The organism is Actinokineospora sp. NPDC004072 (assembly GCF_053604195.1).
In genome coordinates this window covers 128,757-147,615 of record NZ_JBSGHB010000010.1, presented here as the reverse complement: position 1 = coordinate 147,615, position 18,859 = coordinate 128,757, and the positions used below count along the sequence as shown (strand labels likewise).

Genomic DNA, 18,859 nt, shown 5'->3' with positions numbered 1-18,859 from the left:
GGTTCAGACGGTCGTCTGGGTGCGGCTCGCCGATCGGGGATTGGTCGGTCGGAAGGAGCGGGTAAGCCCAACTGCATGGATCTCACCCCCTCCGGTGGGGCGACGGCGTGGCGAGTGGACCAGGTGACATACGCTGCGGTAATGCGCGCTGTCCTCGTGGTGAACCCGCAGGCGACCGCCACCTCCCCGGCTGGCCGCGACGTGCTCGCCCACGCCCTGGCCAGCCAGGTCAAGCTCGACGTGGTGGAGACCGACTACCGGGGCCACGCGCTGATCGCCGCGGCCCAGGCCCGCACCGACGGGGTGGACCTCGTGGTCGCCCACGGCGGCGACGGCACGGTCAACGAGGTGGTCAACGGCCTGCTCCAGGACGGCCCCGGCGGGCCGATGCTCGGCGTGGTGCCGGGCGGCTCGGCCAACGTCTTCGCCCGGGCGCTCGGCCTGCCCAGGGATCCCGTGGAGGCCACCCACCAGCTGCTCACGGCCCTGGAGGAGGGCCGCAGCCGCGCCGTGGGCCTGGGCCGGGTGGAGACCGACGAGGGCGGGCGCTGGTTCACCTTCAACGCGGGCATGGGCTGGGACGCCGACGTGGTGGCCGACGTCGACCGCAAGCGCGGCAAGCGCACCGGCCCCGGCCTCTACGCGCGCACCGCGCTGGCCCGCTACCTCAAGGGCGAGCGGCACGAGCTGTCCGTGGAGTTCCCCGGCGACATCCCCGTCGACGGCCTGCGGCTGGTCTTCGTCTCCAACACCGACCCGTGGACCTACCTCGGCCCGCGCCCGGTGCGGCTCAACCCGGACGCGACCTTCGACGACGGCCTCGGCGTCTTCGCCCTGCGCAAGCTCGGCGCGGGCACGGTGCTGCGGCACGCGGCCCAGGCGCTCAGCGCCCGCGGGGTGCGGCCGGGGCGGCACCTGCTGCGCCGCGACGACGTCGACACCCTGCTGGTCAGCGCCAAGGAACCGGTCAAGCTCCAGTGTGACGGAGATCTCATCGGCGAGTTCGCTGCCGTGCGTTTCCGCGGGGTGGAGAGGGCGGTAACCGTCGTCGTGTGACGGTTGTGCCTGCTGCGATCGAAGTCCCCGGTCGCCGAGACCCGATCGTTGCGCTGCACCCCGGATACATCCGGACGTCGATCTTTCGGGTGAGTTCACTCACCGGGTCGGGATGAACCCTTGACATCCCGCCAGTTCGTGAAACCATTCACAAGCACCCCGACGACCGGATGACGAACTAGTGGCGCGTCTGCACGCGCCCGTAGCGAGGAGCAATCAGCAATGGACTGGCGCCACCGCGCGGCCTGCCGAGACGAGGACCCCGAACTGTTCTTCCCCGTGGGAACGAGCGGTCCCGCCCTGTCGCAGGTCGAACAGGCGAAAGCCGTTTGCACCCGCTGCCCCGTCGCCGCCTCTTGCCTGGCCTGGGCGCTGGAAAGCGGTCAGGACGCAGGTGTCTGGGGCGGGATGAGTGAAGACGAGCGCCGCGCTCTCAAGCGCCGCAACGCTCGCACCAGGGCACGCAGCAACGCCTGAGCCTGCAACACCGCTGAACGCGCGGAAGCCCGACGCAGAATTGCCTGCGTCGGGCTTCTGCGCGTAATGGCTGCTATTCCCTAACGCCGATGTGACAAAGGCACGCGCAGAACCGCTTCGGTGCCGCTCGCCCGGTTGCGCAGCGACAGCGACCCGCGCAACTCCGACTCCACCAGCGTCCGCACGATCTGCAATCCGAGCCCGTTGGCCCGCTCCAGCGAGAATCCGCGCGGCAGGCCCCGGCCGTCGTCGGAGACCACCACGTCCAGCCACCGCGCCGAGCGGTCCGCGCTGACGACGACCTCGCCGGAGCGGCCGGGCGGGTAGGCGTGCTCGACGGCGTTCTGCACCAGCTCTGTGAGCACCATCACCAGCGGGGTGGCGACCTCGGCCTGCACCACGCCGAACTGGCCGCTCTTGCGCACCTTCACGTGGCTCTCGGCGACGGCGACATCGCCGACGACCGGGATCACCTTGTCCACCAAGGCATCCAGGTCCACCCGCTCGTCCACCGATGTCGAGAGCGTCTCGTGCACCAGGGCGATCGCCGCGACCCGGCGCACCGACTCCGCCAGCGCCTCCTTGGCCTCCGGGCTGCTCGTGCGCCGCGATTGCAGGCGCAGCAGGGCGGCCACGGTCTGCAGGTTGTTCTTCACCCGGTGGTGGATCTCGCGGATCGTGGCGTCCTTGGACATCAGCGCCCGGTCCCGGCGGCGCACCTCGGTGACGTCGCGGCAGAGCACCAGCGCGCCCGCCGCCTTGCCGCCCGGGCGCAGCGGCAGCGCCCGGAACAGCACCGCGGCCCCGCGCCGGGACTCGGCCTCGGCGCGCATGCTGGGCTTGCCGTCGAGGGCGAGCAGGATGCGCTGGGCGATCTCGGTGGCGTCGAACGGGTCGGCGATCAGCGAGCGGGTCAGCGGGGCGAGGCGGGTGCCGACGAGGTCGGCGGCGTGGCCCATGCGGTGGTAGGCGCTCAGCGCGTTCGGGCTGGCGAAGACGACCGCGCCCGCGGTGTCCAGCCGGATCAGCCCGTCGCCGACGCGGGGGCTGGTGTGCACGTCCGGGGACGGCTCCGGGGTGGGGAACGAGCCGTCGGCGACCATCTGGCACAGGTCGCCAGCGATGCCGAGGTAGGCGATCTCCAGCCCGCTGGGCACCCGCGGCACGGCCAGGTTGGTCTCCCGGGACAGCACGGCCAGCACGTCGCCGCGGAAGGTCACCGGGATGGCCTCGCGGCGCACCGGCACCCCGAGGTACCAGCGCGGGTCCTCCTCCCGGCAGATGCGCCGCTCGGCGGCGGCCCGGCGCAGCTGCGGGTGCTCGGCGCGCTCGATGAAGGAGGAGACCACGTCGTCGGGGTGCGCGGTCGGCGCGGTCGTCGGCCGGGCCTGGGCGACGCAGACGAAGCGGTCGCCGTCGACGGGCACCCAGAGCAGGAAGTCGGCGAAGGACAGGTCGGAGAGCAGCTGCCACTCGGCGACGACCATCTGCAGGTGGTCGACGGCGGCGCCGGGCAGGTTGGTGTGCTCGGCCAGCAGGTCGGAGAGGGTGGACAGGGCGGGCTCCTCCAGACGCCGGGTGTGCTCCGGGCGGATGCAAGCATGGCAGAATCGGGGGCGAACCCGCGTTGCCGTACCTCGTGCCAACGCGCCCGACGCAAGCTGGAGGATCCGATGTCGAAGCGCGCTCGCAAGCGTCGTGACCGCAAGAAGGGCGGCGCCAACCACGGCAAGCGCCCCAACGCCTGACGTGATGGACGAAGGCCCCCGCCCAGCTGGGCGGGGGCCTTCGCTCACTCCTGGACCGGGGGGCCGCCCTTGTACTCGATCACGGTGGCCCGGATCGAGGCCCGCAGCCGCTCGCGGAACTCCGCGGTGGTGGAGTCGCCGCCGCACTTGCGGGCGAGGAGCAGCTTCAGGTGCTCCTCCAGGCCGTACTCCTCCAGGCAGGGGCTGCACTCGTCGAGGTGCTGCTGCAACGCGGCGCGGCGGTTGGGGTCGCACTCGTGGTCGAGGAACAGCCAGACTTCGTTCAGCACGTCCGAGCAGGGCGTTTCGTGGTGGTTCCCGCAGCTCACGGCCCTGCCACCTCCTGTTTCGCGCTACGTAGGAACCCGCGCTCGCGGGCCACGTCGGCCAGCAGCTCGCGCAGCTGGCGGCGTCCGCGGTGCAGGCGGGACATCACCGTACCGATCGGCGTGCCCATGATCTCGGCGATCTCTTTGTAGGCGAAGCCCTCGACGTCGGCCAGGTACACCGCCAGCCGGAACTCCTCGGGGAGCTGCTGCAGGGCGGACTTGACGTCGCTGTCCGGGAGCTGGTCGAGCGCCTCCACCTCAGCGCTGCGCAAGCCGGTCGAGGTGTGCTGCTCGGCCCGGGCGAGCTGCCAGTCGGCGATCTGGTCGGTGGGCGACTGCTGCGGCTGGCGCTGCTTCTTGCGGTAGCTGTTGATGTAGGTGTTGGTGAGGATGCGGTACATCCACGCCTTGAGGTTGGTGCCCTCGCGGAACGAGCCGAACGCCGAGTACGCCTTCAGGTAGGTCTCCTGGACCAGGTCCTCCGCGTCGGCCGGGTTGCGGGTCATCCGCAGGGCGGCGGAGTAGAGCTGGTCGAGCAGCGGCATCGCGTCGCGCTCGAACCGCTCACCCAGCTCGGCCGCGGTCTGGACCTGCGTGCGGGACACCGCGCTCCCTTCGGTGTTCAGGTGCGCATGGGGCGCACCCGAGGTTACCCGGACGCGCCCAGGCAGGCTGTGAGCCGAGCCACCGGTGCGGCGTGATGTGGGGCGCTCGGCGAGCAGTTCGGTGGACACGTCCAGCTGAACACGTGGCGGGGCACGTGCATTCCCTAGGGTGGTACCCCGTGGCAGGACGAGGCACACCGGCGACGGCCTTGCTGGTCAAGCGCAAGGTCGCGCATTCGGTGCACAGCTACGAGCACGACCCGCGCCAGCCGTTCGGCGTGGAGGCCGCCGCGGCCCTCGGCGTCGACCCGCAGCGGGTGTTCAAGACCCTGCTGGCCGAGGTGGACGGCGCGCTCGCGGTCGGGGTCGTGCCGGTGGCCGCCCAGCTGGACCTCAAGGCGCTGGCCGCGGCGCTCGGCGGGAAGAAGGCGCGGATGGCCGAGGTCGCGGTGGCCGAGCGGGTCACCGGGTACGTGGCGGGCGGGATCTCGCCGCTGGGGCAGAAGAAGCGGCTGCCGACCGTGCTCGACGCCTCCGCGCTGGAGTTCCCCACCATGTTCTGCTCCGGCGGGCGGCGCGGGCTGGAGATCGAGGTGGCCGCTGCGGACCTGGTCGCCCTGCTCTCGGCGACGGTGGCGCCGATCGCGGCGCGCTAGTCCAGCGGCCGCAGGATGCGGTGCAGCCACTCCTCCACGGCGCGGGAGATCGCGCCCAGCTCGCGCTTGAGGGAGTGGTCGCCCGCGACGCTGACGATCTCGCGGTGGTGCGCCGGGGCGGGCTGGCCGAAGGGGTCGCTCTCGCCCTGCACGACCAGGGTGGGGACCTCGACCGCGTCCAGCTCGGGCTGGCGGGTCTTCTCCGGCTTGCCCGGCGGGTGCACCGGGAAGGCCAGGCAGACCACGCCGACCGCGTCGCCCTCCGCGTAGGTGCGGCAGGCCACGCGGGCGCCGGAGGAGCGGCCGCCGAAGAGCAGGGGCAGGTCGGCGAACCACAGCTTGGCCAGGTGGTCGGCCACGGCCAGCCACGCGGTGTCGAGCTGGGCGGCCGGGGCCGGGGCGCGGCGGCCCGCGACCCGGTAGGGCTGCTCGACCAGCGCCACGTGCACCCCCGCCGCGGTGGCCCCGCGGGTGGCGGCCACCAGGTCGGGGGCGCCGATGCCGCCGCCAGCGCCGTGGCCGAGCAGCAGCGCCGCCCGGCCCTCGGCCGCGCAGTGCAGCTCCGCGCGGGCGGGCCCGTGCGGGGTGTCGATCGTGGCGCTGGTCATGTGGAGAACAGGTCCAGGTCGACGGCCGGGTCGACCCGGTTGAGCAGGTCGGGGCCGTTGTTGCGGACGCTGTTGACCGCGTCGGAGATCGGGCGCAGCTCCAGGGCGGCCACGACGTCCTCCGACACCGGGCGCAGGAACTCGCCGACGTCGGTGCGGTCGGGGTCCAGCCAGGGGTTCCACTCGTCGCGGCTGAGCAGCAGCGGCATGCGGTGGTGGATCTCGGTCAGCGGGCCGACGGAATCGGTGGTCAGCACCGAGCAGGTGATCAGCACCGGGGCGTCCGGGTCGTTCTTGTCGTGCCAGGTGGACCAGATCCCGGCCATCGCCAGGCTGGAGCCGTCCTTGGGGGTGGTGTAGAAGGGCTGCTTGACCTTGCCGTCGCGCTTCCACTCGTACCAGCCGTCGGCCGGGATGATGCACCGGTGCCTGGCCAGGGACCGCTTGAAGGAGGGCTTCTCGGCCGCGCTCTCCGAGCGGGTGTTGATCATCCGGCCCGCGCCGGAAGCGTCCTTGGCCCAGCTGGGCACCAGGCCCCACTTCATCAGGCGGAGCGTGCGCTCGGTGGTGGTCTCGTCGACGTTGCCGTCGGCGTCGCGCGGGTGGCGCTGGACGACGGTGACGATGGTCTTGGTCGGGGCGACGTTGTAGTCGGCCCGGGGGGCGTCGGCCCCGATGGCGTCGATCGCGTCGAACTCCGCTGCCAGCGCCGCCGGGTCCTTCGTGGCCGCGTACCTCCCGCACACTCCTGCTGCCCACCTTCCGCTCGCCAGTCCGCATCGTGACACGGCCCGCCTGCGGCGGCGAGCCGATGACCTGCTCGGGAGCCCGGTGCGCGAGGATGGGGCCCATGCCGCAGCCCTGGTCAGCACCCCACGCCGCGACTCCCGTCCACACCACGGTAGCGATTCCCGGATCCAAGTCGATCACCAACCGTGCGCTCATCCTGGCCGCGCTCAGCGGCGGGCCGTCCCGGATCACCAACGCGCTGCGCGGGCGGGACGCGGACCTGATGACCGGGGCGCTGCGCGCGCTGGGCGTGCCGGTGGACGCCGACGGCGACGCGATCACCCTGGGCGCGCACGGCGGGCTGCGCGGACCGGCCGTGGTGGACTGCGGCCTGGCGGGCACGGTGATGCGGTTCGTGCCGCCCGCCGCGGCGCTGGCCGACGGCGAGGTGCGCTTCGACGGCGACCCGCGGGCCCGGGAGCGGCCGATGGGCGTGATCCTGGACGCGCTGCGCGGGCTCGGCGCCGCCGTCGAGGGGGACGCGCTGCCGTTCACCCTGGCGGGCACGGGCGGGCTGCCCGGTGGCGCGGTGACCGTGGACGCCTCGGCGTCGTCGCAGTTCGTCAGCGGTCTGCTGCTGTCGGGGGCGCGCTACGACAAGGGCCTGACCGTGCGCCACGACGGCCCGCCGGTGCCGTCGATGCCGCACATCGAGATGACGGTGGCGATGCTGCGCGAGGCGGGCGTGGCCGTCGACGACACCGAGCCCGACACCTGGCGGGTGGAGCCGGGGCCGATCGCGGTGCGCGACTGGGCGGTGGAGCCGGACCTGTCCAACGCGACCCCGTTCCTGGCCGCGGCCGCGGTGACCGGCGGGACCGTCACCGTGACCGGCTGGCCCGCGACGACGACCCAGCCCGGCGACGCGATCCGCCACATCCTCACCGACATGGGCGCGGAGGTGGTGCTGGAGGACGGCGCGCTGACCGTGCGCGGTCCGGCCTCGCTGTCGGGCATCGATGTGGACCTGCACGACGAGGGCGAGCTGGCCCCGACGGTGGCCGCGCTGGCCGCCCTGGCGGACGGACCGTCGCGGCTGCGGGGCATCGCGCACCTGCGCGGGCACGAGACCGACCGGCTGGCCGCGCTGGCCGCCGAGCTGACCGGCCTGGGCGGCGACGTCGCCGAGACCGAGGACGGCCTGGCCATCCGGCCGGCGCCGCTGCGCGGCGGGCTGTGGCGGGCCTACGCCGACCACCGGATGGCGACCGCGGGGGCCATCGTCGGCCTGCGCGTGCCCGGGGTGAGCGTGGACGACATCGGCACCACGGCCAAGACCCTGCCCGACTTCCCGGACATGTGGGCGCGGATGCTGGAGCGGTAGCGATGGCCCGCGATTGGCGCAAGCTGGACGAGAGCGACGTGCGGGTGCGGCCGGGCAAGGGCACCCGGCCGCGGTCCAAGCGCAGGCCCGCCCACTCCGACGCGGTGACCGCGATGGTCGTCGGCAAGGACCGGGGCCGCTGGACGTGCGCGGTCGAGGCCGACCCCGGGCGGATCGTGGTGGCGATGCGGGCCCGCGAGCTGGGGCGCACGCCGGTGGTGGTCGGGGACACCGTCGACCTGGTGGGCGACACCTCGGGCGCGGTGGACACGCTGGCGCGGATCGTGCGGGTGGCCGAGCGCACGAGCGTGCTGCGGCGCACCGCCGACGACACCGACCCCTTCGAGCGCGTCGTGGTGGCCAACGCCGCCCAGCTGGTGATCGTGTGCGCGCTGGCCGACCCGCCGCCGCGGTCGGGGTTCATCGACCGGTGCCTGGTGGCGGCGTACGCGGGCGGGCTGGAGCCGGTGCTGTGCCTGACCAAGGCCGACCTGGCCGACCCCGGCCCGCTGCTGGCCGGGTACGCCGAGCTGGACCTGCCGGTCGAGGTGACCCGCCACGACGCCGACCCGGCGCAGCTGCGGGAGCGGCTGGCCGACCGGGTGTCGGCGCTGGTGGGGCACTCCGGCGTGGGCAAGTCGACCCTGGTCAACCGGCTGGTGCCGGACGCCTTCCGGCGCACGGGCGAGGTGAGCGCGGTCGGCAAGGGCAAGCACACGTCGGTGACGGCCGTGGCGCTGCCGCTGCCCGACGGCGGGTGGGTGGTGGACACCCCCGGCATCCGCTCGTTCGGCCTGGCCCACATCGAGCCGGACGACATCGTCGCGGCCTTCCCGGAGTTCGTGGCCGCCGCCGAGGAGTGCCCGCCCGGCTGCGGCCACCGCGGGGCCCCCGAGGACCCGGACTGCTACCTGGACACCGTGGTGGCCGCGGGCGAGGCCCGCCCCGGCCGCCTGGCCTCGCTGCGCCGCCTGCTCGCCTCCCGCGCGGGCGCCGAGGACCGCGGGCCCGAGGAGCAGGCGACCTGACCCGCCCGGGCGCCGTCCTCAGCCCGCCGGGGCGACCCGGACGGCCAGGGCGCAGTCGGCGAAGGCCAGGTGGCGGGGCAGGCGGTCGGGGGTCGGCAGGGGCCAGGTGACGACGGCGTTGAGCCTGCGGCGGGTCTGGCGGACCAGGCGGGACAGGAAGTCGTGGACGTCGTCCGGGGAGTCCGGGTCGCCCGCGAGGAAGGACAGGGCGCCGCGGTTGGAGACCGCGTGCAGCACCGGTGTGCGGGGCGCGTCGGCGCACCAGGTCGGGGCGCCGTGGCCGACCCAGACGACCTCGGCCCCCGGCAGCCACGGCTGCTCGGGCGCCGCGGCGGGCCGCGCGGCGGCGACGCGCAGCTCGCGCAGCAGGTCCAGCGGGAGCGGGAAGCCCCAGCGCACCAGGTAGTTCCCCGCCGTGGTCAGGCCCAGCGGCACGCCGAAGCGGGCGCGGGCGATGTCCATCACCGCCTGCCGGTTCCACACCAGGCCGTCCAGTCCTACGGCCTCGGGTGGCCCGGCGGCGACCGCCTTGGCGATGTCGAGCTGCTGGGCGGCGGTCAGCGCCAGCTGCTCGCCGGGCTTGCGGCCGCGCCGGTTGGGCCGGAACGCGCCCTCGCCGCGGTTGCGGTAGTCGCGCACCCACACCCCGACGGTCTGCCGGGAGACGCCGAAGCGCCGGGCCGCCTCCACCTGGGCCACCCCGGACTCCACCGACGCGACGACCCGTCTGCGCAGGTCGCCGAGGATGTCGGCGGGCAACCTGCGCGCGTCGCGTGCCTGTGCCATGGCCATCGCCTCCTCCTTTCCCTCCGCGCTGTTCAACGAGCGGCGAGGGCTGCGGGCATTCGGCCGAATGGGGTTACGTAGAGTCCCCTCCAGTGGAACCGTCCCGCCGTCCGCGGCGTCTTGGGTTCCATACACCGATTACCGAGGGGATCCCATGGGCAAGACGAAGCTGCTCGTCGCCGGGCTGGCGCTGGCGGGCCTGACCTTGGCTGGCTGCGGGGGTGAGACCACCCCCGGCGTCGCGGGCACGCCCGGCGCGAACGCGCCGACGACCAGCGCCGCAGGCGACGCGGGCACGGCCGCCTTCGACAGCATCAAGGCGCTCAGCGACGCGGTCAGCGCGAAGAGCTCCGACGCGCAGAGCGCGAAGATGAAGATGGTGACCTCGGCGGCGGGCCAGCAGATCAACGCCGAGGGCGAGTTCCGGTTCGCGGGCGCGGACACCGCGATGGCGATGACCATGGAGGTCCCCGGCTTCGGCAGCATGGAGATGCGCCTGGTCGAGGGCATCATGTACATCAAGATGCCCGCCCAGGCGGGCGTCGACCCGGCCAAGCCGTGGCTCAAGCTCGACCCGAGCGACCCGAACAACCCGATGGCCGCGCAGCTGGGCAGCCTGCTGCAGACCGCGGAGCGGTCCGACCCGCGGACCATGCTGTCGGAGTTCGCCAAGGTCGGCGAGATCAAGGACGTGCAGTCCGACACGATCGACGGCCAGGACACGCAGAAGTACACCATCGAGGTCGAGCTGGCCAAGCTGTCCGAGGACAACAACCTGGGCATCGACCCCGACTCGGCCGCCGAGCTGGAGAAGGCCGGCCTGAAGACCGTCACCTACGACGTGTGGGTCAACGACGACCAGCTCCCGGTGCGGATGGTCTCGGAGATGACCATCCAGGGCCAGAAGGTCAAGGTCCAGGTCGACTACACCGACTGGGGCAGCCCGGTCGAGGTCGAGGCCCCGGCCGCCAGCGAGGTCGGCGAGTTCCCGGGCGGCAACTGACCCCGCGAACCACACGAGAACGCCCCGCACCCGATTCCCGGGTGCGGGGCGTTCTCGCTGCTCAGCCCATGTGCGGGTAGCGGTGGTCGGTCGGCGGGACGAAGGTCTCCTTGACCGAGCGCGGGCTCACCCAGCGCTGGAGGTTGTAGATCGAGCCCGCCTTGTCGTTGGTGCCCGAGGCGCGCGAGCCGCCGAAGGGCTGCTGGCCGACGACGGCGCCGGTGGGCTTGTCGTTGACGTAGAAGTTGCCCGCGCTGAACCGCAGCGCCTGGTGGGCCTGCTCGACGGCGGCGCGGTCGGTGGCGAACACCGCGCCGGTCAGCGCGTACGGGCTGGAGGTGTCCACCAGCTCCAGCACCTTGGCGTACTCGGCGTCGTCGTAGACGTGGACGGCGAGGATGGGGCCGAAGTACTCGGTGGTGAACGGCTCCTGCAGCGGGTCGCTGCCCAGCAGGACCGTCGGCTGGACGAAGTAGCCGACCGAGTCGTCGGCCGTGCCGCCCGCCAGCACCTCGATGGAGGAGTTCGCCGCGGCCGCGTCCAGGGCGGTCTTGTGCTTGGCGAAGGCCCGCGCGTCGATGACGGCGCCGCCGAAGTTCGAGAAGTCGGTGACGTCGCCGTAGGTCAGGGTCTTCACCGTGTCGACCAGCTGCTCGCGCAGACCGCCGTCCCACAGGGAGCGGGCGATGTAGGCGCGCGAGGCCGCCGAGCACTTCTGGCCCTGGTACTCGAACGCGCCGCGGACCAGGCCGGTGACGACCGCGGCCGGGTCGGCCGACGGGTGGGCCACGACGAAGTCCTTGCCGCCGGTCTCGCCGACGATGCGCGGGTAGGACCGGTAGGTGTCGAGGTTCTCGGCGATCATCCGCCACAGCGCCTTGAAGGTGGCGGTGGAGCCGGTGAAGTGCAGGCCCGCGAACTCCGGGTCGGTCATGGCGACCTCGCTGACGGCCTTGCCGTCGCCGGTGACCAGGTTGATCACCCCGGGCGGCAGGCCCGCGGCCTCCAGCAGGCGCATCGTGTAGTGCGCGGCCAGGCCCTGGGTCGGCGAGGGCTTCCAGACCACGGTGTTGCCCATCAGCGCGGGCGCGGTGGGCAGGTTGCCCGCGATGGCGGTGAAGTTGAACGGCGTGATCGCGGTGACGAAGCCGTCGAGCGGGCGGTGGTCGAACCGGTTCCAGAAGCCGGGGGCCGACTCCGGCTGCTCCTCCAGGATGCGCCGGGCGAAGGCGACGTTGAACCGCCAGAAGTCGATCAGCTCGCACGCGCTGTCGATCTCGGCCTGCTGCACGGACTTGGACTGGCCCAGGATGGTGGCCGCGTTGAGGGTGTCCCGCCACGGCCCGGCCAGCAGGTCGGCGGCGCGCAGCAGGATCGCGGCGCGCTCGTCGAAGGGCAGGGCCCGCCAGGCGGGGGCGGCCTTCTTGGCCGCGGCCACGGCGTCGGCGACGTCGGCGTGGGTGGACTGCGCGGTGACGCCGAGCACGTGCGCGTGGTTGTGCGGCTGCACGACGTCGACCCGGTCGCCGCCCGCCATCCGCTGCTCACCGCCGATGGTCATGGTCAGCTCGGCCCGCTCGCCCGCCAGCTCGGCGACGCGCCTGCTCAGCGACTCCCGGCGGGCGCTGCCGGGCAGGTAGGGGTCGACCGGCTCGTTGGCCGGGGCGGGAACGGACGAAACGGCGTCCATCGTGTGGCTCGCCTCCTTATCGCGGGTGTGCGGCAAGTACATCCTGTCATAGGATGACTACATCAGTTCCAGCAGGAAGGGCAGCTCCTGCGGGGCGTACCAGGCCAGGTCGTGGTCCTCGGCGTCGCCCAGGGTGAACTCGGCATCGGGGTCGCCCAGGTCCGCGGCATCGATGACCGCGGCGGCGGCCCGCACGGCGTCCTCGGCGTCGGGGGTGTCCAGGTGCACGGCGGCGACGACCTTCAGCGGCACCGGCCCGGCCAGCCGCACCACGGCGTGGTCGAGGTCCGGGCGCAGCTCCGCGCCGTCGACGTCGGCGGAGACCACCGCCCGGCGCACCGCGGCGGCGGGGTCGGCCGCCAGCTCGGCGTTGATCAGGCGCAGGGAGGCCCGGGCGGCGTCGAGCATCGCCGCGTACTCCAGCTCCTCGTCGCCGCCGCTGGCGTACGACTCGCGCAGCGCCGGGGTCAGGGCGAACGCGGTGCCGCCCACGGCGCTGAGCTCCCCGTCGGCGTTGAGCGCCTTGAGCATGGCCACCGTCGCCGGGATGTAGACCCTCACCTGATCACGCTTTCCCTAGTTCCACCACGGACTCCCCCAGGTGCGCCGCCAGCGCGTCCACATCGGACCTGGCCGCGGTCAGGCCGAAGTAGACCCCGCCGCCGTAGCAGGCGGCGCCCACGGCCAGGCCGTCGGCCCCGGTTGGCGCGGGCACCGGGAACACCTCGGCCAGCCGGGCCCGCCCGGCGTACCGCGGGCCGGGCACGGCGGTGACCGCGACGGCGGCCGCGGGGCCGCGCGCGCCCGGGCTGGCGGGCCGACCCGCGCTGATCCGGCGCAGCCGGGTCACCGGGTCGGGTTCGGCCACCGGCAGGTCGACCACGCGCGCATCGGCGGGCACCTCGGCGCGCACGGCGGTCAGCGGCTCGCCGCGGGACCGCAGCCAGGCCCGCAGCGCCCCGGTCACCACCGCGAGCACCACATCGTTGACGGTACCGCCGTGCGCGGCCCCGATCGCGCGCAAGTCGCCCAGCCGGGCCCTGGCGACGGCGAAGCGGCGCGGCCCGGCCGCGGCCGCGGGCCGCAGGCCCAGCGCGCCCGCCACCCGCGCACCGGCCCCGACCAGGCCGGACACGGTCGCGCGGGTGTTATCCAGCAGTTCGGCGGGCCTGCGGAGGGTGTCGGTCACGGCGTCGGCCACCAGCCGCACCGCACCCGGCGGCGTCCGGGGCCGCCACGGCCGGGGCGCGCCCACCTCGTGCGGGGCGTCGGCGAGCAGGGCGGCGGCGAGGTCGACCGCGCGGTCGGCCAGGACCTGGTGGGTCTTGGTGATCAGCGCGATCCGCCCGCCAGCCAGGCCGTCGACCAGGTAGGCCGCCCACAGCGGCCGGTCGCGGTCCAGCGGCCGGGCCATGACCCGGGCGACCAGGTCCGCCAGCTGGGCGTCCCCGCCGGGCGGGGGCAGCGCGGTGCGCCGCACGTGGTGGGCGACGGCGAAGTCCGGGTCGTCCACCCAGACCGGCCGGGCCAGCCGCCCGGGGACGGCCGCGACCCGCTGCCGCAGGCGCGGGGCCCGGGCCAGCGCGTGCTCGACGAGAGCGGCGTGGTCGAAGCCCGACCGGGGCCGCCGGAAGACCGCCACCGACCCCGCGTGCCGCGGCGGGGCCACGTCCCCCAGAGCGAGCAGGGCCGCGTCGGCGGCGGACAGGCGGTCGGGCACGCCCCGATCCTGGCACATGCGATCCTTGACGGCTGTGGCCTCCGACACCGCATCGCCGAAAGATCGCTTCCTCACCGTCTACGGGCGCAAGCCGGTGCTGGAGGCGCTGGCCGACCGGTCCCTGTCGATCGACAAGGTGCTGCTCGCCGACAACGCCCGCGCCCCGGAGATCCTGCGCGCCGCCCGCGAGCGCGGGGTGGCGGTGCACCGCGCGACCGCGCAGCGGGTGAAGGTGCTCGCGGGCAACGGCAAGCAGGACCAGGGGGTGCTGGCCGACGTCGTGGCCCCCCGGATGCGGTCGCTGACCTCGGCCATGTCCGCACCGCCGCGCACGGTGCTGCTGCTGGACGGCATCACCACGCCCGCGAACGTCGGGATGATCCTGCGGACGGCCACCGCGGCGGGCATCGGCGGGATCGTGGTGCCCCGGCGCGGGGTCGCGGGCCTGGACCCGCTGGTGGTCAAGGCGTCGGCCGGGGTGGCCTTCACCGCGCCGGTGCTGCGCTGCTACACCGCCGCCGAGGCCGCCGAGGCGCTGCGGTCGGCGGGCTACCCGCTGGTCGGGCTGGCCGCGGATGCCCGGCGCACGGTGTTCGCCGCCGAGCTGCCCGGGCGCTGCGCGTTCGTGCTGGGCGGGGAGACGCACGGGGTCTCCCCCGAGGTCAGCGCGCTGGTCACCGACTGGGTGTCGATCCCGATGGCGGGCGGCGTCGAGTCGCTGAACGTGGCCAGCGCCGCCGCGGTGCTGTGCTTCGAGCTGGTGCGGCGCTCACAGGCCCAGCAGCACCGCTAGCTCCTCCACAGTGGATTCCGCCGCGGTGTGGTGGACGCCGGTCATGCCCGCCGCGACCGCACCGCGCACGTAGGACGCCACGTCGTCGACGTAGACGCACCGGCTCGGCGCGACCCGGATGCGGTGGGCGGCCAGCTCGTAGATGCGCCGGTCGGGCTTGCCGTAGCCGACCTCACCGGACACGACCACGGCGTCGAACAGCCCGGGCAGGCCGTGCGGGACGTGGTCTGCGTTGGACAGCAGCGCGGTGCGCAGGCCCCTGTCCCTCGCGGTGCGGACCGCGGCCTCGATCGGCGGGTCGGTGAAGGTGCCCGCGTAGTCGACCACCAGCGCCTCGTACATCGGGCCAGTCTATTCCCGGCGCAGCACCGCCCAGGCGTCGCCGACCGGGCCGAGGTGGGCCAGCTTGTCGGGGTTGACCACCGAGCGGATGCCCGCGATCCGGCCGTCGGCGAAGTCCAGCGCCATCACCCCGATCAGCCGCTCGCCGCCGTCGAGGACCAGCGCGCCCGGCCCGCCGTTCACCTCAGCGGGCCGCAGCGACACCCCGGGCAGGGCGATGACCGCGCGGAACCCGTTGACCAGCGTCCGGGCGACCCGGCTGCGCCCGCGCAGGGTGCGCGCGAAGGCCGGGACCTTGCCGCCGCCGTCGCCGGTCAGCTCCACGTCGTGGGCCAGCAGCGCCTCCAGCCCGGCCAGGTCGCCCTGCTCGGCGGCGGCGAAGAACCGCCGGGCCAGCTCGGCGGCCTGCTCGCGGGTGGTCTCGAAGCGCGGCCTGCGCTCCTTGACCCGGCGGCGGGCGCGGGTGGCGAGCTGGCGCAGGTTGTCCTCGCTCTTGCCGACGATCTCGGCGATCTCGGGGTAGCCGTAGCCGAACACGTCGTGCAGCAGCAGCACGGCCCGCTGCTCCGGCGACAGGCTCTCCAGCAGCACCAGCAGGGCCAGCGACAGCGAGTCGGCGGTCGCGGCGTGCTGGGCCGGGTCGTCGCGGCCGTCGGTGAGGATCGGCTCGGGCAGCCAGGCGCCGACGTACCGCTCCCGGCGGGCCCGCGCCGAGCGCAGCTCGTTGATCGACAGCCGGGTCGTCACCGTCGCCACGAACGCCTTGGGCGAGTCGATCCGCTCGCCCGCCGCCTGGGCCTGGTGCACGCGCAGCAGCGCCTCCTGCACCACGTCCTCGGCCTCGGACACGCTGCCGAGCATCCGGTAGGCGATGGCGAACGCGGTGGGCCGCAGGTCGTCAAGCACGGGGCCGCCTCTCGTCTGGGGTTGCCTTCCACCCCTGTAGACAAGGCAGCGGCCCCGGCTGTGACAGCGCTAGCGGCGCTTCTTGCCGCCCTTCTTGGCCTGGTCGCGCGCGGCCTGGCGGCGCTCGCGGCGGGTGCCCGCCGCGGCCGCGCCCGCCCCGTTGCCGTCCGAGCGGGAGGTGGTCACGCCACCGCCCTCGGCCGGGCCGGAGTAGCTCAGCTGCTGCGGGGCCTGCGGCGCGCCCAGGTTGCGCAGGGCGGCCGGGACCTGGTCGGCGGTGCCCAGCGCGGCGGCGCGCTGGGCGGCGGCCGCCTCGGCCGCGGCCTGGGCGCGGGCCTGGCGGGCGGCCAGCTCCTGCTGGCGGGCGGTGGCGGCCGGGTCCTGGCGGACCTGCGGCAGCGCGCTGGGCGCGGCCGTGAGCTGCACGTTCGGCGGCGGGGCCTGCTCCTGGGCCTCGACCTTGACGTTGAACAGGAGGATGACCGTCTCCTCCTTGAGGGCCTCGAGCATCGTGCCGAACATCTCGTAGCCCTCCCGCTGGTACTCGATCAGCGGGTCGCGCTGGGCCATCGCCCGCAGGCCGATGCCCTCCTTGAGGTAGTCCATCTCGTAGAGGTGCTCGCGCCACTTGCGGTCGAGCACCGAGAGCATGACCCGGCGCTCCAGCTCGCGCATCGCGCCCGGGCCGACCCGGCCGTCGATGTCGGCCTCGCGGGCGCCGTAGGCGGCCAGCGCGTCCTCGGTGAGGACCTCGTGCAGGTACTCGTGGTCGAGGTCGCGGCCATCGGCCTCGGCCTTGTCGAGCAGGCCCTCCCAGGTCAGCGAGATCGGGTAGAGCCCCTTGAGGGCGGTCCACAGCTTGCCGTGGTCCCAGTCCTCGGCGTAGCCCTCGGCCGTCGCGCCGGTCACGTACGCGCCCACCACATCGGTGATCATGTGCTGGACCTGGTCGTGCATGTCCTCGCCCTTGAGGATCCGCAGGCGCTCGGCGTAGATCACCTTGCGCTGCTTGTTCATGACCTCGTCGTACTTGAGGACGTTCTTGCGGATCTCGTAGTTCTGCTGCTCGACCTGGGTCTGCGCGCTCTTGATCGCCCGGGTGACCATCTTGGCCTCGATGGGCTGGTCGTCGGGCACGTTGAGCATGGTCATGACCCGCTCGACCATCGCGGCGTTGAACCGGCGCATCAGCTCGTCGCCCAGGGAGAGGTAGAACCGGGACTCGCCCGGGTCGCCCTGGCGGCCGGAGCGGCCGCGCAGCTGGTTGTCGATGCGGCGGGACTCGTGCCGCTCGGTGCCCAGCACGTACAGCCCGCCCGCGGCGCGCACCTCCTCGCGCTCGGCCTCGACCTCCTGCTCGGCCTTCTCCAGCGCGGCGGGCAGCGCGGCGCGCCACTCCTCGGAGTCCGGCTCCAGGCCGCGGTTGCGCAGCTCCTCCTCGGCCAGGTGCTGCGGGTTGCCGCCGAGCATGATGTCGGTGCCTCGACCGGCCATGTTGGTGGCGACGGTGACCGCGCCCTTGTGGCCCGCGAGCGCGACGATCGCCGACTCCCGCGCGTGGTGCTTGGCGTTGAGGACGTTGTGCGGGATCGACATCTTCGTCAGCAGCTTGGACAGGTACTCCGAGCGCTCGACGCTGGTGGTGCCGACCAGCACCGGCTGGCCCTTCTCGTGCCGCTCGGCGATGTCCTCGGCGACCGCGAGGAACTTCGCCTCCTCGGTCTTGTAGATCAGGTCCGGCTGGTCGACGCGGATCATCGGCTTGTTGGTGGGGATGGGCACCACGCCGAGCTTGTAGGTGTTGTGGAACTCGGCGGCCTCGGTCTCGGCCGTGCCGGTCATGCCGGAGAGCTTGTTGTAGAGGCGGAAGTAGTTCTGCAGGGTGATCGTGGCCAGGGTCTGGTTCTCGGCCTTGATCTCCACCTTCTCCTTGGCCTCGATGGCCTGGTGCATGCCCTCGTTGTAGCGGCGCCCGGCCAGGATGCGGCCGGTGAACTCGTCGACGATGAGGACCTCGCCGTCGCGCACGACGTAGTCCTTGTCGCGCTTGTAGAGCTCCTTGGCCTTGAGCGCGTTGTTGAGGTAGCCGACCAGCGGGGTGTTGGAGGCGTCGTAGAGGTTCTCGATGCCGAGCTGGTCCTCGATGAAGGCGACGCCCTTCTCGCTGACGCCGACGGTGCGCTTGCGCTCGTCGACCTCGTAGTGCACGTCGCGCTTCATCAGCGGGATGAGCCGGGCGAACTCCTGGTACCAGCGGCTGGACTGGTCGGCGGGGCCGGAGATGATCAGCGGCGTGCGGGCCTCGTCGATGAGGATGGAGTCGACCTCGTCGACGATGGCGAAGTTGTGCTCGCGCTGCACCATGTCGTCGAGGTTGTGCGCCATGTTGTCGCGCAGGTAGTCGAAGCCGAACTCGTTGTTCGTGCCGTAGGTGACGTCGCAGGCGTAGGCGGCCCGGCGCTGCTCGGGCGTCATGTCGTTGAGGATGACGCCGACCTTGAGGCCGAGGAAGCGGTGCACGCGGCCCATCCACTCCGCGTCTCGGCGGGCGAGGTAGTCGTTGGTCGTGACGACGTGCACGCCCTTGCCGGAGATGGCGTTGAGGTAGGCCGGGAGGACGCAGGTCAGCGTCTTGCCCTCACCGGTCTTCATCTCGGCGACCTGGCCCAGGTGCAGCGCGGCCCCGCCCATCAGCTGCACCTCGAAGGGCCGCTGGTTGAGCACCCGCTTGGCGGCCTCGCGGGCCACCGCGAACGCCTCGGGCAGCAGGTCGTCGAGGTCCTCGCCCGCCTCGTGGCGCTGGCGGAACTCGTCGGTCTTGCCTGCCAGCTCGTCGTCGGTCAGGTCGACGACGTCCTCCTCCAGCGAGTTGATGTGCGCTGCGATGGTGCGCAGCCGCTTGAGCATCTTGCCCTCGCCAGCGCGCAGGATTCGGGACAGCACCATCCGGTCGACCTCGCTCGTAGTCCGTTCGTGCGCCCGCTCACACGGCGCGCTCC

At 73.4% G+C, this 18,859-nt stretch carries 20 protein-coding genes; 8 read left to right on the top strand and 12 right to left on the bottom strand.

Annotation, left to right across the window (positions count from 1 at the left end):
• Positions 1 to 141: 141 nt before the first annotated feature.
• Positions 142 to 1,056, top strand: coding sequence for a diacylglycerol/lipid kinase family protein (locus ACWEPX_RS17405; RefSeq protein WP_451898193.1), 915 nt, complete (start codon positions 142 to 144; stop codon positions 1,054 to 1,056).
• Positions 1,057 to 1,278: 222 nt separating this feature from the next.
• Positions 1,279 to 1,533: a WhiB family transcriptional regulator gene (locus ACWEPX_RS17400; RefSeq protein WP_258904785.1), complete on the top strand. Its 255-nt coding sequence runs from the start codon at positions 1,279 to 1,281 to the stop codon at positions 1,531 to 1,533.
• 80 nt (positions 1,534 to 1,613) lie between these two features.
• On the opposite strand, the gene ACWEPX_RS17395 is transcribed toward ACWEPX_RS17400, so the two are convergent.
• Complete coding sequence (locus ACWEPX_RS17395) at positions 1,614 to 3,089, bottom strand: sensor histidine kinase (protein WP_451898328.1); 1,476 nt, start codon at positions 3,087 to 3,089, stop codon at positions 1,614 to 1,616.
• A 117-nt stretch (positions 3,090 to 3,206) separates the two neighbouring features.
• Here ACWEPX_RS17395 and ACWEPX_RS17390 point away from each other — a divergent pair, with 117 nt between their 5' ends.
• Positions 3,207 to 3,281 carry a 50S ribosomal protein bL37 gene (locus ACWEPX_RS17390; RefSeq protein WP_096498094.1) on the top strand — a complete coding sequence of 25 codons (75 nt, stop codon included), beginning with the start codon at positions 3,207 to 3,209 and terminating at the stop codon, positions 3,279 to 3,281.
• 44 nt (positions 3,282 to 3,325) lie between these two features.
• Here ACWEPX_RS17390 and rsrA read toward each other — a convergent pair whose 3' ends face one another.
• Both rsrA and ACWEPX_RS17380 read right to left on the bottom strand, forming a co-directional pair.
• Positions 3,326 to 3,571 carry a mycothiol system anti-sigma-R factor gene (rsrA, locus tag ACWEPX_RS17385; RefSeq protein WP_451898192.1) on the bottom strand — a complete coding sequence of 82 codons (246 nt, stop codon included), beginning with the start codon at positions 3,569 to 3,571 and terminating at the stop codon, positions 3,326 to 3,328.
• A gap of 35 nt (positions 3,572 to 3,606) precedes the next feature.
• Positions 3,607 to 4,215 (bottom strand): sigma-70 family RNA polymerase sigma factor, encoded by a 609-nt coding sequence (locus ACWEPX_RS17380; RefSeq protein WP_451898191.1) that lies wholly within the window; start codon positions 4,213 to 4,215, stop codon positions 3,607 to 3,609.
• 179 nt (positions 4,216 to 4,394) lie between these two features.
• Between ACWEPX_RS17380 and ybaK the strand changes: the two genes are divergently transcribed.
• Positions 4,395 to 4,871, top strand: a complete 477-nt coding sequence (ybaK, locus tag ACWEPX_RS17375; protein WP_451898190.1) for a Cys-tRNA(Pro) deacylase — start codon at positions 4,395 to 4,397, stop codon at positions 4,869 to 4,871.
• Here the strand turns inward: ybaK and ACWEPX_RS17370 are convergent.
• Together ACWEPX_RS17370 and ACWEPX_RS17365 are read right to left on the bottom strand one after the other, a co-directional pair.
• Positions 4,868 to 5,479 (bottom strand): alpha/beta hydrolase family protein, encoded by a 612-nt coding sequence (locus ACWEPX_RS17370; protein ID WP_451898189.1) that lies wholly within the window; start codon positions 5,477 to 5,479, stop codon positions 4,868 to 4,870. The genes ybaK and ACWEPX_RS17370 overlap by 4 nt on opposite strands.
• Positions 5,476 to 6,225 (bottom strand): SOS response-associated peptidase, encoded by a 750-nt coding sequence (locus ACWEPX_RS17365; protein ID WP_451898188.1) that lies wholly within the window; start codon positions 6,223 to 6,225, stop codon positions 5,476 to 5,478. Before ACWEPX_RS17365 ends, ACWEPX_RS17370 begins: the two co-directional genes overlap by 4 nt.
• A gap of 104 nt (positions 6,226 to 6,329) precedes the next feature.
• Between ACWEPX_RS17365 and aroA the strand changes: the two genes are divergently transcribed.
• Together aroA and rsgA are read left to right on the top strand one after the other, a co-directional pair.
• Complete coding sequence (aroA, locus tag ACWEPX_RS17360; protein WP_451898187.1) at positions 6,330 to 7,592, top strand: 3-phosphoshikimate 1-carboxyvinyltransferase; 1,263 nt, start codon at positions 6,330 to 6,332, stop codon at positions 7,590 to 7,592.
• A gap of 2 nt (positions 7,593 to 7,594) precedes the next feature.
• The gene (rsgA, locus tag ACWEPX_RS17355) at positions 7,595 to 8,620 is read left to right on the top strand and encodes a ribosome small subunit-dependent GTPase A (RefSeq protein WP_451898186.1); all 1,026 of its coding nucleotides are present in this window, start codon (positions 7,595 to 7,597) and stop codon (positions 8,618 to 8,620) included.
• Between the two features lie 18 nt (positions 8,621 to 8,638).
• Here rsgA and ACWEPX_RS17350 read toward each other — a convergent pair whose 3' ends face one another.
• Positions 8,639 to 9,412 carry a helix-turn-helix domain-containing protein gene (locus ACWEPX_RS17350; protein ID WP_451898185.1) on the bottom strand — a complete coding sequence of 258 codons (774 nt, stop codon included), beginning with the start codon at positions 9,410 to 9,412 and terminating at the stop codon, positions 8,639 to 8,641.
• A gap of 148 nt (positions 9,413 to 9,560) precedes the next feature.
• Between ACWEPX_RS17350 and ACWEPX_RS17345 the strand changes: the two genes are divergently transcribed.
• Entirely contained in the window at positions 9,561 to 10,409 is an 849-nt protein-coding gene (locus ACWEPX_RS17345; protein WP_451898184.1) for a hypothetical protein, read from the top strand.
• Between the two features lie 61 nt (positions 10,410 to 10,470).
• Here the strand turns inward: ACWEPX_RS17345 and pruA are convergent, their stop codons facing one another.
• Genes pruA through ACWEPX_RS17330 form a run of 3 tightly spaced genes read right to left on the bottom strand, consistent with a single transcriptional unit; the run spans position 10,471 to position 13,819 of the window.
• Entirely contained in the window at positions 10,471 to 12,099 is a 1,629-nt protein-coding gene (pruA, locus tag ACWEPX_RS17340) for an L-glutamate gamma-semialdehyde dehydrogenase (protein ID WP_451898183.1), read from the bottom strand.
• 57 nt (positions 12,100 to 12,156) lie between these two features.
• Entirely contained in the window at positions 12,157 to 12,660 is a 504-nt protein-coding gene (locus tag ACWEPX_RS17335) for a DUF6912 family protein (RefSeq protein WP_451898182.1), read from the bottom strand.
• Positions 12,661 to 12,664: 4 nt separating this feature from the next.
• Positions 12,665 to 13,819 (bottom strand): wax ester/triacylglycerol synthase domain-containing protein, encoded by a 1,155-nt coding sequence (locus tag ACWEPX_RS17330; RefSeq protein WP_451898181.1) that lies wholly within the window; start codon positions 13,817 to 13,819, stop codon positions 12,665 to 12,667.
• Between the two features lie 16 nt (positions 13,820 to 13,835).
• On the opposite strand from ACWEPX_RS17330, the gene ACWEPX_RS17325 reads away from it, so the two are divergent.
• Positions 13,836 to 14,612 (top strand): TrmH family RNA methyltransferase, encoded by a 777-nt coding sequence (locus ACWEPX_RS17325; protein ID WP_451898180.1) that lies wholly within the window; start codon positions 13,836 to 13,838, stop codon positions 14,610 to 14,612.
• On the opposite strand, the gene ACWEPX_RS17320 is transcribed toward ACWEPX_RS17325, so the two are convergent.
• The 3 genes from ACWEPX_RS17320 to secA all read right to left on the bottom strand — a co-directional run bounded on the left by ACWEPX_RS17320 (position 14,589) and on the right by secA (position 18,806).
• Positions 14,589 to 14,954 carry an HAD-IA family hydrolase gene (locus tag ACWEPX_RS17320; RefSeq protein ID WP_451898179.1) on the bottom strand — a complete coding sequence of 122 codons (366 nt, stop codon included), beginning with the start codon at positions 14,952 to 14,954 and terminating at the stop codon, positions 14,589 to 14,591. The two genes, ACWEPX_RS17325 and ACWEPX_RS17320, sit on opposite strands and share 24 nt — an antisense overlap.
• A gap of 9 nt (positions 14,955 to 14,963) precedes the next feature.
• Positions 14,964 to 15,860: an RNA polymerase sigma-70 factor gene (locus tag ACWEPX_RS17315; RefSeq protein ID WP_451898178.1), complete on the bottom strand. Its 897-nt coding sequence runs from the start codon at positions 15,858 to 15,860 to the stop codon at positions 14,964 to 14,966.
• Positions 15,861 to 15,929: 69 nt separating this feature from the next.
• Positions 15,930 to 18,806: a preprotein translocase subunit SecA gene (gene secA, locus ACWEPX_RS17310; RefSeq protein WP_451898177.1), complete on the bottom strand. Its 2,877-nt coding sequence runs from the start codon at positions 18,804 to 18,806 to the stop codon at positions 15,930 to 15,932.
• Between the last annotated feature and the right edge of the window lie 53 nt (positions 18,807 to 18,859).